The organism is Vibrio sp. BS-M-Sm-2 (assembly GCF_041504345.1).
GTDB lineage: Bacteria > Pseudomonadota > Gammaproteobacteria > Enterobacterales > Vibrionaceae > Vibrio > Vibrio satsumensis.
In genome coordinates, this window is the sequence record NZ_CP167894.1 from 1,853,894 (window position 1) to 1,866,670 (window position 12,777).

Sequence of the window (12,777 nt, forward strand, 5' to 3'; positions counted from 1 at the left end):
AATCTGTGTGGACACTTATCGTGAGTATCTTCGTATAAGGAGGTGATCCAGCCCCAGGTTCCCCTAGGGCTACCTTGTTACGACTTCACCCCAGTCATGAACCACAAAGTGGTGAGCGTCCTCCCCGAAAGGTTAAACTACCCACTTCTTTTGCAGCCCACTCCCATGGTGTGACGGGCGGTGTGTACAAGGCCCGGGAACGTATTCACCGTAGCATTCTGATCTACGATTACTAGCGATTCCGACTTCATGGAGTCGAGTTGCAGACTCCAATCCGGACTACGACGCACTTTTTGGGATTCGCTCACTATCGCTAGCTTGCTGCCCTCTGTATGCGCCATTGTAGCACGTGTGTAGCCCTACTCGTAAGGGCCATGATGACTTGACGTCGTCCCCACCTTCCTCCGGTTTATCACCGGCAGTCTCCCTGGAGTTCCCGACATTACTCGCTGGCAAACAAGGATAAGGGTTGCGCTCGTTGCGGGACTTAACCCAACATTTCACAACACGAGCTGACGACAGCCATGCAGCACCTGTCTCAGAGCTCCCGAAGGCACACCTGCGTCTCCGCTGGCTTCTCTGGATGTCAAGAGTAGGTAAGGTTCTTCGCGTTGCATCGAATTAAACCACATGCTCCACCGCTTGTGCGGGCCCCCGTCAATTCATTTGAGTTTTAATCTTGCGACCGTACTCCCCAGGCGGTCTACTTAACGCGTTAGCTCCGAAAGCCACGGCTCAAGGCCACAACCTCCAAGTAGACATCGTTTACGGCGTGGACTACCAGGGTATCTAATCCTGTTTGCTCCCCACGCTTTCGCATCTGAGTGTCAGTATCTGTCCAGGGGGCCGCCTTCGCCACTGGTATTCCTTCAGATCTCTACGCATTTCACCGCTACACCTGAAATTCTACCCCCCTCTACAGTACTCTAGTTCACCAGTTTCAAATGCAGTTCCGAGGTTGAGCCCCGGGCTTTCACATCTGACTTAATGAACCACCTGCATGCGCTTTACGCCCAGTAATTCCGATTAACGCTCGCACCCTCCGTATTACCGCGGCTGCTGGCACGGAGTTAGCCGGTGCTTCTTCTGTTGCTAACGTCAAGAGATAGCGCTATTAACACTACCCCCTTCCTCACAACTGAAAGTACTTTACAACCCGAAGGCCTTCTTCATACACGCGGCATGGCTGCATCAGGCTTTCGCCCATTGTGCAATATTCCCCACTGCTGCCTCCCGTAGGAGTCTGGACCGTGTCTCAGTTCCAGTGTGGCTGATCATCCTCTCAGACCAGCTAGGGATCGTCGCCTTGGTGAGCCATTACCTCACCAACTAGCTAATCCCACCTAGGCATATCTTGACGCGAGAGGCCCGAAGGTCCCCCTCTTTGGCCCGTAGGCATTATGCGGTATTAGCCATCGTTTCCAATGGTTATCCCCCACATCAAGGCAATTTCCTAGGCATTACTCACCCGTCCGCCGCTCGACGCCCATTAACGCACCCGAAGGATTGTTAGTGTCGTTTCCGCTCGACTTGCATGTGTTAGGCCTGCCGCCAGCGTTCAATCTGAGCCATGATCAAACTCTTCAATTTAAGATTTTGTGACTCAACGAATACTGACTTCAAAACTAATATTCATGTAAACATGAACATGTAATTCTAAAGCTATTACCATTCCAACAGAATGGTAATGAATTGACTGTGCCAAAATTAAGTAAACTTAACTTTGTATTGGTCACTCAGTTCATTGAAATCAATTTTAATTCCGAAGAATCTGTTTTATCTAACGATAAAACGTTTTGATATTCATCAACGAGTGCCCACACAGATTGATAGGTTTAAATTGTTAAAGAGCTTTTCCTTTTTGAGCTTCGCTCAAATCGGACGGCCATTTTAGCGATTTAAGTTTTAGTGTCAACCACTATTTTCAAAACTTTTTTCAAGCGCTTAGCTTGGCTAATTTGACCTGCTGATTCGTTTTGGTTTCTTACGAAGCCTTCCCGTTTCAACGAGGTCGCATTATAGAGATTTCGATCACACTGGCAAGCCCTTTTTGAAGTTTTTCTCGTTTTTTTATTCGTTCGATTAAAAAGAGCACAAAACGCCTCAAAAGTAGGCTTTTCTCTTACATATCTTGCAGTTTCTTAGAGAATAAAGAGACTTTTTCCCAGTTTGTGTATTCGACTTCCTTGGTTGTATCCGTTTCACCACCTGTCATATTCATAATGAAGCGAATCATGGTTTTATCGAACCAGTTATAACGTGGATAATAGAGTGCGCCAGCAAACACACCGATTAGAGTCGGCTGCCATGGGGACTTTAGAAGAAACTTCTTAATATAGGCGCTACCTTCAGGGGTATCTTTTCCTTGGTCTTCTTTACGCGCTGTTAAGTTAACGCAAAAGAAGGCAACCTTATTTGATTGCAGCTGATCAAGGTTGGCATCAATGAACTGATATAGCTTCTTATTGAGATGCCCATAGCGAATAGATGCGCCAATCAACACTCTGTCGTATTGAGCAAAGTCGACATTACCAATGGTGTGCAGATCTTGAAGCTCACATTCGAACTCATTCATTTCTTCTTTTATATAGTTCAAGATTTTCTTGGTCTGCCCTTCACGGCTTGAATACAAAAATAGAGCTTTTGCCAAAATGTTGTCCTTAGCTACGCCAAAACGTAGGGGTCAATAAAATTAATAAGGTGAATATCTCTAAACGACCAAACAGCATAGATACGATCAACACCCACTTAGCCTTGTCATTCACATCGCCGAAGTGCATTGCCACTTCACCTAAGCCCGGGCCAAGGTTATTCAATGTTGCCGCTACGGCAGAGAAAGCACTCAGCTCATCCATACCAGTTGCAATCAGAGCCAACATACAAACCACAAAAACCAATGCGTATGCAGAGAAGAAGCCCCAAACCGCATCGACGACACGCTGTGGTAGTGCCGAACCGCCAACCTTGATGGTATAGACAGCTCGCGGGTGGACAAGGCGCTTCATTTCACGAGCACCTTGCAAGGTAAGCAGTAATATTCGAATGACTTTCATACCGCCACCCGTTGAACCTGCACAGCCCCCTATAAAAGAAGAGAACAGGAGCAGCACAGGTAAGAATAACGGCCACTCAGAGAAACCTGTGGTGGTGAAGCCTGCGGTTGTTGAAATAGACACCGTTTGGAACAAGGCTTGATCAAAAGCATCGTAATACGAGTCATAAGAGTGGTGATTAAGCAGTAATAAGAAACAAACTAAGAACAAGACTGCTTGAATAAAGATAAAGGCGCGGAATTCAGGATCTTTCCAATAATACTTAGGATGCACACCACCAGAAGCAAATGCAGCAAAGTGAAGCGAATAGTTACACGCAGAGATAAGAAGGAACACGACCGTAATCATGTTGATAGCAGGGCTGTTGAAATAGCCCATACTCGCATCGTGAGTCGAGAAGCCACCAATCGCAATAGTAGAGAAGCTATGACTTATAGCATCAAAAAAGCTCATCCCTGCAAGCCAAAACGCCACCGCACAAGCAATCGTTAGACTCAGATAGATGTACCAAAGCGCTTTTGCCGTTTCAGCAATACGCGGAGTCATCTTACTGTCTTTTACAGGGCCCGGGATTTCTGCACGATATAGCTGCATACCACCGATGCCCAGAACCGGAAGGATGGCTACCGCCAATACGATGATACCCATACCACCAAACCATTGCAGGAACTGGCGGTAAAACAGAATCGCCTTAGGCAGATCATCGAGGCCGACAATAACGGTCGCGCCCGTGGTTGTTAATGCAGAAAAGGATTCGAAGAAAGCATCGGTTACCGACACATTGGGGTTATCGGCGATCAAAAACGGCAGCGCACCAGCACTACCGATTACCGTCCAGAATAAAACAACAATCAAGAAGCCATCACGCGCTTTCAATTCATGCTTATAACGCCGGTTTGGAAACCAGCAGGTTGCTCCACAGAATAAGAGAACAAAAAAGGTCGTCACAAATGGCACACCCGCACCATCTCGATAGATCAGTGCGACGAGCGCAGGCGCGAGCATTGATACACTAAAAAGTGCTAATAATAATCCGACGATTCGAATAATTGAGCGAAATTGCATGAGCTATTGAACGAAGCGAAATGCTTCACACTTCCTAGTTGTCTTTGACTTTCGTTACCAGTGCCTTAGCACCGCTTTTATTGATCATGGTTTGGGTAAACGAATCTACCTGAAGGAGCTCTATTTCAATAATAAGCTCAACTTGAACACCATAATCCGCTTGGACTTCAACAGCCTGATGCTGAGCCATGATGGATTGTGCAATCGGCACAAAGCCATAGTCTAACTCTAGCCGTAATTTTGTGGTTATTTTTTTCTCGATAGTTTGAAGCAGCTTGAGAGCTTGTTGTACTCCACCACCATAAGCCTTAACTAAACCACCAGTACCAAGCTTAATTCCACCTGAATAGCGAGTGACTACAGCCGTTAACTCGCCAACACCCGAACCAGACAGTTGCGCCAAGATAGGCTTACCCGCAGTACCCGAGGGTTCGCCATCATCACTAAAGCCCCACTTCATCGAGTCTTCAGGTCGCCCTGCAGCAAAGCCCCAACAGTTATGTCGCGCTGAAGAGTGCTCTTTTTTTACCTGCTCTACGAATTGTTTAGCAGTTTCTATACTTGGTGTATGAGCAAGGTGCGTAATAAAGACGCTCTTTTTTATCTCTTCTTCAAACAGAGCTGAAGCTGACGGTATTAAATAGGGCTGTTCATTCATATCGTTAACTTAGTAAATAAGAGCGGAGAAGTGTATCACGCGTGAATAATAAGGGTTAGAGGATCTGTGCTATCGCACAATGTTAAACAATTGTTTAAAAAATGTATTGAAATTAATCAACCACAGGTACAGACTAAGATAACTGGTCTTACCAGGTATTCTACAATAATAGAAAGATAACAAGATTCTCTCAAACAATCGTGGATTGTATGTCATGGAGATAGACAATGATTTACCAAGCTAACACCCTACAGGTAAAGGAATTACAAGATGGTATTGCGGAATTAAACTTCTGTGCACCGGCATCTGTAAACAAACTCGACCTTGCAACTTTAGAATCACTAGATAAAGCGTTAGATGCCCTTAATGCTCACGCAGGATTACGTGGTTTAATCTTAACTTCAAACAAAGACGCGTTCATTGTGGGCGCAGACATCACTGAATTTCTTGGCCTATTTGCTAAGCCAGAAGCAGAACTTGATGAATGGTTAAGATTCGCTAATTCAATCTTCAGCAAGCTCGAAGACCTTCCTGTCCCAACTCTTTCAATGATGCGTGGCCATGCCCTTGGCGGCGGCTGTGAATGTGTACTCGCTACCGATTTCCGTATCGGTGACAAGACCACCAGCATAGGTCTACCAGAAACCAAACTTGGCATCATGCCTGGTTTTGGTGGTTGTGTGCGCCTACCTCGTGTTATCGGTGCTGACAGCGCGATGGAAATTATCACTCAAGGCAAAGCATGCCGTGCAGATGAAGCGCTTAAAGTTGGCTTGTTAGATGCGATTGTTGAAACAGACCAACTACTAGAATCAGCGATCAACACGGTTTCTTTGGCAGCCAATGAGAAACTTGATTGGCAGCTACGCCGCAAACAAAAAACGTCAGCGCTTTCACTAAGCAAACTAGAAGCGATGATGAGCTTTACCATGGCTAAGGGCTTAGTGGCTCAAAAAGCAGGGCCTCACTACCCAGCTCCGATTACTTCTGTGATTGCAATTGAAGAAGCAGCGCGCAGCGATCGCAATGCGGCGTTAGACATCGAACGCAAACACTTCGTTAAGCTAGCAAAATCTGAAGAAGCAAAAGCCCTTGTCGGTTTATTCTTGAATGACCAATACATTAAAGGCTTAGCAAAACAAGCTGGTAAGTCTGCGAATAAAGCAACTGAACGCGCAGCAGTACTTGGCGCTGGCATCATGGGTGGCGGAATTGCTTACCAGTCAGCGTTAAAGGGCGTGCCAGTGATGATGAAAGACATCGCACAAGCGTCTCTTGATCTTGGTATGAACGAGGCTTCTAAGCTGTTGAATAAACGCTTATCACGCGGTCGCCTAGATGGATTCAAGATGGCAGGAATTCTGTCTTCTATTACTCCAAGTCTACACTATGCAGGTGTTGAGCAATCAGATGTGATTGTGGAAGCAGTTGTAGAGAATCCTAAAGTAAAAGCAGCGGTACTGAGCGAAGTGGAAGGTTTGGTTGGTGAAGACACGGTTCTAACATCAAATACCTCAACGATTCCAATCAACCTGTTAGCGAAATCTTTAAAGCGCCCAGAAAACTTCTGTGGCATGCACTTCTTTAATCCAGTACACCGCATGCCTTTGGTTGAGATCATCCGTGGTGAGCATACTTCAGAAGAAACAATTAATCGCGTAGTCGCTTACGCAGCGAAAATGGGCAAATCCCCTATCGTTGTTAATGACTGCCCTGGCTTCTTCGTAAACCGTGTACTTTTCCCTTACTTTGGCGGTTTCAGCATGTTGCTACGTGACGGCGCTGACTTCACTAAAATCGATAAAGTCATGGAGCGTAAGTTCGGTTGGCCAATGGGCCCAGCATACCTACTAGACGTTGTTGGTTTAGACACAGCACACCATGCCCAAGCAGTAATGGCGCAAGGTTTCCCTGAGCGTATGGGTAAAGAAGAGCGTGATGCGATTGACGCGCTTTATGTCGCTGAAAAATACGGCCAGAAGAACGGCAGCGGTTTCTACACGTACAGCGTAGACAAACGCGGTCGTCCGAAGAAAACTTTCTCTGAAGACATTCTTCCTATCTTGGCTGACGTATGCCAACAGCCACAAGACTTTGATGACCAGACAATTATCCAACGTGTGATGATTCCTATGATCAACGAAGTGGTGCTTTGTTTAGAAGAAGGCATCATCGCGACACCGCAAGAAGCGGATATGGCACTGGTTTATGGTTTAGGCTTCCCTCCATTCAGAGGCGGCGTATTCCGCTACTTAGACAGTGTGGGTATTGGTAACTTCGTTGAAATGGCGAAGAGCTACCAAGACTTAGGTGCAATGTACCAAGTTCCTCAACTATTGCTTGATATGGCAGCGAAGGGCGAAAGCTTTTACGACGGTCAACAAGCCAGTTCTCTGTAACCCACATTTGGAAAAGGAATAGCAAAATGAAAAATGTAGTTGTTGTTGATTGCCTTCGTACCCCAATGGGACGTTCCAAAGGTGGAGCTTTCCGTCACACTCGTGCTGAAGATCTATCTGCACATTTGATGAAAGGCATTTTAGAGCGCAACCCAGAAGTAAACCCTGTCGAAATTGAAGACATTTACTGGGGTTGTGTGCAACAAACGCTAGAGCAAGGCTTCAACGTGGCACGTAACGCTGCTTTGCTTGCTGGTCTACCGATTGAGATTGGTGCGGTAACGGTCAACCGTTTATGTGGCTCATCTATGCAAGCTCTGCATGATGCAACCCGCTCTATCATGGTTGGCGATGCTGAAATTTGCCTGATAGGTGGTGTCGAACACATGGGTCATGTACCAATGAACCATGGTGTTGATTTTCACCCAGGCATGTCTAAACACGTAGCGAAAGCTGCCGGTATGATGGGCCTAACGGCTGAGATGCTAGGTAAAATGCACGGTATTAGCCGTGAAGACCAAGATGCATTCGCAGCGCGCTCACATGCTCGCGCTCAAGCAGCAACAGTTGAAGGTCGTTTCAAAAATGAAATCCTACCAACAGAAGCTCACGCGGCAGACGGTTCACTGTTCACTCTGGATTACGATGAAGTCATTCGTCCAGAGACAACGGTTGAAGGCCTATCTCAGCTTCGCCCGGTATTTGACCCGGCAAACGGCACAGTAACAGCAGGTACGTCATCAGCTCTGTCTGATGGTGCTTCTGCAATGCTAATCATGAGCGAAGAGAAAGCCAACGCACTTGGCCTCAAGATTCGTGCTCGCGTGAAGTCGATGGCTATCGCAGGTTGCGATCCTTCAATCATGGGTTACGGCCCTGTCCCAGCTACACAAAAAGCACTTAAACGTGCAGGCCTAACCATTGAAGATATGGGTGTGATTGAGCTAAACGAAGCGTTTGCCGCTCAATCTCTTCCGTGTGCGAAAGACCTAGGTCTACTGGATGTGGTTGATGATAAAGTAAACCTTAACGGCGGTGCGATTGCTCTTGGTCACCCACTGGGTTGTTCTGGCTCTCGTATCTCGACGACCCTAATCAACCTAATGGAAGCACAAGATGTGAAATACGGCTTAGCGACCATGTGTATTGGTTTAGGTCAAGGTATTGCAACGGTATTTGAACGCCCATAGCGATCACTGACGGTAATACTTGAAGAGTAATCTTTTGTGCAGCTATATTTATATAGCTGCACTTTTTATTACTCGACATCCAACAATACATAGATTCGTTCACCGAATTTAGCGAAAGAAAATCACTACTTACATCTATGCACAAAACGCATAGATTCAATGTTGATGTTTCATTATTTTTTCTCGGATGATTCAACTACAGTTACTTCAGTTTCCTAATATTTCTCCCATGGAGCAGATCATGTTTAAAGCACTTGTACTAAACCAAGAAGACAAAAAAACTATCGCATCAGTTTCTCAAATTGAAGAGTCTCAATTACCAGAAGGCAACGTGAAGATCGATGTAAGCTACTCTTCTTTGAACTACAAAGATGGTTTGGCGATTACAGGTAAAGGGCGCATTGTTCGCAACTTCCCGATGGTTCCTGGTATCGACCTTTCTGGTGTGGTTTCACAATCTGATGACCCTCGCTACAAAGCGGGCGACGAAGTAGTTCTGACTGGTTGGGGTGTTGGTGAAGGTCACTGGGGTGGCATGGCTGAGAAAGCAAGCCTAAACGGTGACTGGTTAGTGCCTATGCCTAAAGGTCTAAACGCGAAAAAAGTAATGGCAATCGGTACTGCTGGCTTCACCGCTATGCTTTGTGTGCAAGCAATCGTAGATGCAGGCATCAAGCCAGAAGACGGGGAAATCCTAGTAACAGGTGCAAGTGGCGGCGTAGGCAGTGTGTCTATCACTCTACTAAACCAACTAGGTTACAAAGTAGCAGCAGTAACAGGCCGAGCTTCAGAAAACGGTGAACTACTAAAATCACTAGGCGCGACACGCATTGTTGAACGTGCTGAACTAGAAGAACCAGCTAAACCACTAGAAAAACAACTGTGGGCTGGTGCTATCGATACTGTAGGTAGCAAAGTACTTGCAAAAGTATTGGCGCAAATTGATTACAACGGTGCAGTTGCGATGTGTGGTCTAGCAGGCGGTTTTGACTTACCAACAACAGTAATGCCATTCATTCTACGTAACGTTCGTCTACAAGGTGTTGATTCTGTAATGTGCCCTCGTGAAAAACGCATTAAAGCGTGGGAACAGCTGGCTGAGCTACTACCAGAATCTTTCTACGCTCAAGCAACCACAGAAGTGTCTTTAGACGGTGCAATTCAAGCCGCAGAAGACATCACTAACGGTCAAATCACTGGTCGCGTTGTTATTAAACTGTAATTGTGAATTAAACTCCCGTAACCCAAAATAACAAAGGGCTGATAGTAATCAGCCCTTTTGCGTTTTTGTCATTTAGGTCGAGTGAGTCCAAACTAAGTCTCAATTAACCCAAACCTACATCCGCAATCCGTTTTTGAATCAGCTCGCCACACTCTTCTTTGACCACTCTTCTTAACCATTGCTGTGAAGCAGAAGAGTCGCAACGAGCATGCCAGATCAGTGAGTAATCAAACGGCATAAACTCAAATGGCAACGGTTTAACGACTAAGTCATAACGCTCTGCTACCAAATAAGCCAAATCAGCAGGTACTGTGATCACTAATGGCATTCTATCGACAATCGCTAATGCCGCTTCAAGATGATAAGCGCGCAGCACCATTTTACGAGGCTGTTGATTAGCTAAAGCGTTGTCTAATAAAGATTTAACACCATCACTGATCGCAATCATCGCATGAGGTAAAGAAACATAATCCTCAAGGCTTAAAGGCTGCTCGGCCAATGGGTGTTTTTTAGATAACAAACACGATACACCAACCGGTCCCAAGACCTCTTGATGAAGTGGTGCAATGCTGCCACTCGGACGACAAATCGCCATATCAACACGTTCGGTACTGAGCTGCTTAAACAAATGCTCATGCTGCAGCGGTGCAAATTCCAAAGAGATATTAGGCGCTTGCTCGTAAATTTTCGGCAGGGCATAAGGCAATATGGTTTGCATCGCGTAGTCAGTGGTCGCAATCAGGAAGCGCTCACTGCAGTAATAGGGGTCAAAATCACTCGGGCTAAGTAATTGGCGAAAAGACTCCAAAGGTTGATCAATGCGCTGACTGATCTCGAGGGCTTTCTTGGTAGGAATAAGGTGCTGACCTTGGCGTGTAAACAGCGGATCGTTAAGTAGTTCTCTTAAGCGCCCTAACACTCGACTGGTTGCCGATTGACTTAAGTTAAGACGAAGCGCGGCTTGGCTAACACTGCCCTCTTCAATCAATACTTTTAAGGCGACCAGTAAATTCAGGTCTCTACGATAGATGTCTTCTAATTCCACGCCACTTACCTAGCTGTATACAATTATCATTGGTCACTAAGTTGTTTATAGCATGCTTTAGATAAAAAAAATCCCGCAATTACGCGGGGAAGCCCAAGAAAATCTGGGGATAGTGTCGGAATGTTGTCGTATCGGAATTTGCTTGTTGTATCCGGGTTAGTGCTCTTGCTCCTCGGCTATGCCTTGCCAACGGCGCATCTCTACCCAAATACCAATAATCGTTGCTACTATGCCAAAGATTGGCATCAGTGAGGTCTCTGTCGATGAGCGTAGTACTAACGCACAAAAAGAAATAAAACAGAGAACCGAATAAATTGTTAATCTATCTAATCCTGTCAACATCGCCACTCCTTAGCTAGTTGCCTTTGTTTCAAGTTGTTATCAACTTGTTAACTAAGTTATAGGAAATGATTCTGTTTGCCAAGCACTTATTGCATATTTTTTCTGCAGACGTATTATTCACTCGTTAGATAGATATAGAGATACAAACCATGACATTCAAACCTGAACTGGCAACCCATACTTTAGAAGCTGAAGGCCTGCGTTGCCCAGAGCCAGTAATGATGGTCAGGAAGACAATTAGAAACATGCAGGATGGCGATGTGTTACTGGTAAAAGCTGACGACCCTTCGACAACTCGAGATATTCCGAGCTTTTGTCGATTCATGGATCACCAGTTGGTAGGCCAAGCAACAGAAACGTTGCCTTACCAGTATTTGATCAGAAAGGGATTGGAGGCGTAGCGCCCCACCGACTATCAAGTATCAAAAAAGCCGCTGGTACCTTATGTTCTTAAACAGAACTCAGAGTACCAGCGGCTTTTTGTTTATTCGCTTCTAGACTTGTTTTGCAGATGCTCCAGCTGATGCTGAATTTCTCGGATATCTTTGCGCATCGGAATAATATGCGCGACCCGAATCCAAGCCTCTACCGCAAGCGCAGTCATGATGATGGCACCCGCGACCATTGGCAGCCACATGTCCGTCAACACCATGCCTAATAATGTAAGTGCAAGACCAAAGGTAAATAGATAACTTTGGCTTTGTGGAGTAATACCCATATAACGCGTCAACATAATCATGCCCTCGTGTTCTTAACTCACAAGATTAAAATATCATGACAAGTATGACAGTTATATGTCCGTTCGCTCGATAAACCCCACAATACTGTAAGAGTATGACCTACAACACATTACTCTACTGATTGAGTATAATAAGACTCAATACCACCTATCAATAGAAAGCCGCAGCGATAGCTAAACCCACGAATAACAAGGCTGTGATCTTACGAATCAGATCAAGAGGCATCTTATCAGCAGACAGCTTACCGATGATCACCACAGGCACATTTGCCAGCAACATACCAATGGTTGTACCCAGAATCACCCACGCTAATGCATCCGCATATTGAGCCCCTAGGATAGAGGTCGCAATTTGGGTTTTATCGCCGATCTCAGCAATAAAGAAAGCGATAAAACTGGCGACAAACGGTCCTCGGTTTGAGATCTGTTCATCGTCATCTAACTTATCGGGAATCAAAATCCAGCCAGCCATCGCAATGAAACTGACCACCAGCACCCACTTTAATACTTCAGGTGAAAGATAATCAGCAACCACGACCCCGAGCCATGCTGCAAGGGCATGATTGGCAATGGTGGCAAAGAAGATAGCTGCGATGATAGGTATCGGCTTGCGATATCGACTGGCTAATAAAAGTGATAGCAACTGAGTCTTATCACCGATCTCGGCTAAGGCGACAGTTGTAATTGAAATTGCTAAAACGCTCACGACATGCTCATTTGGGATGGGGATTATTATATTTAACCAAAGACAAACCTCGCGCCCCATCCCGGTTCACGATGCTTGTCTATGGTCTTGCTAAGCACCACCAAGGTGGTGGTTGCCTCGAACGCCATGATGATTTTGCATCAATTATGTTGACGAACGAACTCATTCAATAGGATATGAATAAGTAAGCTACTCCCCAAAGACCGCGAGATTTTAATAGCCCATGCTTTCAAACACAAGTGTCAAAGTTATCAAAATATCCACTTGTGCCGAAAAACAAAGATTAAAGGCAAAAAAATCCACTAAACGACATTTTAGACCACTAATTAAACAAGATTACCCCTACTCGCTTTACCAA

At 45.5% G+C, this 12,777-nt stretch carries 11 protein-coding genes, 1 rRNA gene and 1 riboswitch; of the genes, 4 read left to right on the forward strand and 8 right to left on the reverse strand.

All coding sequences use genetic code 11. The features are described from left to right. Positions 1-35: 35 nt before the first annotated feature. From AB8613_RS08355 to AB8613_RS08370, 4 genes are all read right to left on the reverse strand, one after another. Positions 36-1,590: ribosomal RNA gene (locus tag AB8613_RS08355) — 16S ribosomal RNA — on the reverse strand. 532 nt (positions 1,591-2,122) lie between these two features. Beyond that, a complete protein-coding gene (hemG, locus tag AB8613_RS08360; protein WP_146492807.1) occupies positions 2,123-2,650 on the reverse strand; it encodes a menaquinone-dependent protoporphyrinogen IX dehydrogenase in 528 nt (175 codons plus the stop codon). A gap of 10 nt (positions 2,651-2,660) precedes the next feature. Next, positions 2,661-4,118 carry a TrkH family potassium uptake protein gene (locus AB8613_RS08365; protein ID WP_017077285.1) on the reverse strand — a complete coding sequence of 486 codons (1,458 nt, stop codon included), beginning with the start codon at positions 4,116-4,118 and terminating at the stop codon, positions 2,661-2,663. Between the two features lie 34 nt (positions 4,119-4,152). Next, positions 4,153-4,776, reverse strand: coding sequence for a YigZ family protein (locus AB8613_RS08370; RefSeq protein ID WP_210447671.1), 624 nt, complete (start codon positions 4,774-4,776; stop codon positions 4,153-4,155). Between the two features lie 227 nt (positions 4,777-5,003). Between AB8613_RS08370 and fadB the strand changes: the two genes are divergently transcribed. From fadB to AB8613_RS08385, 3 genes are all read left to right on the forward strand, one after another. Then, positions 5,004-7,175 (forward strand): fatty acid oxidation complex subunit alpha FadB, encoded by a 2,172-nt coding sequence (gene fadB / locus AB8613_RS08375; protein WP_121603654.1) that lies wholly within the window; start codon positions 5,004-5,006, stop codon positions 7,173-7,175. Between the two features lie 26 nt (positions 7,176-7,201). Beyond that, the gene (gene fadA / locus AB8613_RS08380) at positions 7,202-8,365 is read left to right on the forward strand and encodes an acetyl-CoA C-acyltransferase FadA (protein WP_123285571.1); all 1,164 of its coding nucleotides are present in this window, start codon (positions 7,202-7,204) and stop codon (positions 8,363-8,365) included. 241 nt (positions 8,366-8,606) lie between these two features. Beyond that, complete coding sequence (locus tag AB8613_RS08385; protein ID WP_372383710.1) at positions 8,607-9,587, forward strand: MDR family oxidoreductase; 981 nt, start codon at positions 8,607-8,609, stop codon at positions 9,585-9,587. A gap of 103 nt (positions 9,588-9,690) precedes the next feature. Here AB8613_RS08385 and AB8613_RS08390 read toward each other — a convergent pair whose 3' ends face one another. Together AB8613_RS08390 and AB8613_RS08395 are read right to left on the reverse strand one after the other, a co-directional pair. Beyond that, complete coding sequence (locus tag AB8613_RS08390; RefSeq protein WP_285953982.1) at positions 9,691-10,632, reverse strand: LysR family transcriptional regulator; 942 nt, start codon at positions 10,630-10,632, stop codon at positions 9,691-9,693. Positions 10,633-10,788: 156 nt separating this feature from the next. Then, complete coding sequence (locus tag AB8613_RS08395; protein ID WP_004736674.1) at positions 10,789-10,974, reverse strand: hypothetical protein; 186 nt, start codon at positions 10,972-10,974, stop codon at positions 10,789-10,791. A gap of 149 nt (positions 10,975-11,123) precedes the next feature. Here AB8613_RS08395 and tusA point away from each other — a divergent pair, with 149 nt between their 5' ends. Next, positions 11,124-11,375 (forward strand): sulfurtransferase TusA, encoded by a 252-nt coding sequence (gene tusA / locus AB8613_RS08400; protein ID WP_004736675.1) that lies wholly within the window; start codon positions 11,124-11,126, stop codon positions 11,373-11,375. 83 nt (positions 11,376-11,458) lie between these two features. Here the strand turns inward: tusA and AB8613_RS08405 are convergent, their stop codons facing one another. Beyond that, positions 11,459-11,713 carry a hypothetical protein gene (locus tag AB8613_RS08405; RefSeq protein ID WP_017058818.1) on the reverse strand — a complete coding sequence of 85 codons (255 nt, stop codon included), beginning with the start codon at positions 11,711-11,713 and terminating at the stop codon, positions 11,459-11,461. 151 nt (positions 11,714-11,864) lie between these two features. Then, positions 11,865-12,419 (reverse strand): TMEM165/GDT1 family protein, encoded by a 555-nt coding sequence (locus AB8613_RS08410; RefSeq protein WP_017058817.1) that lies wholly within the window; start codon positions 12,417-12,419, stop codon positions 11,865-11,867. 93 nt (positions 12,420-12,512) lie between these two features. Then, positions 12,513-12,629: riboswitch (yybP-ykoY riboswitch) on the reverse strand. Between the last annotated feature and the right edge of the window lie 148 nt (positions 12,630-12,777).

Coding starts and splice junctions, on each gene's coding strand:
- AB8613_RS08405 (WP_017058818.1), bottom strand. CDS start 11,713: ATGATTATGTTGACGCGTTATATGGGTATTACTCCACAAAGCCAAAGT.
- AB8613_RS08370 (WP_210447671.1), bottom strand. CDS start 4,776: ATGAATGAACAGCCCTATTTAATACCGTCAGCTTCAGCTCTGTTTGAA.
- AB8613_RS08395 (WP_004736674.1), bottom strand. CDS start 10,974: ATGTTGACAGGATTAGATAGATTAACAATTTATTCGGTTCTCTGTTTT.
- fadA (WP_123285571.1), top strand. CDS start 7,202: ATGAAAAATGTAGTTGTTGTTGATTGCCTTCGTACCCCAATGGGACGT.
- AB8613_RS08385 (WP_372383710.1), top strand. CDS start 8,607: ATGTTTAAAGCACTTGTACTAAACCAAGAAGACAAAAAAACTATCGCA.
- tusA (WP_004736675.1), top strand. CDS start 11,124: ATGACATTCAAACCTGAACTGGCAACCCATACTTTAGAAGCTGAAGGC.
- fadB (WP_121603654.1), top strand. CDS start 5,004: ATGATTTACCAAGCTAACACCCTACAGGTAAAGGAATTACAAGATGGT.
- AB8613_RS08365 (WP_017077285.1), bottom strand. CDS start 4,118: ATGCAATTTCGCTCAATTATTCGAATCGTCGGATTATTATTAGCACTT.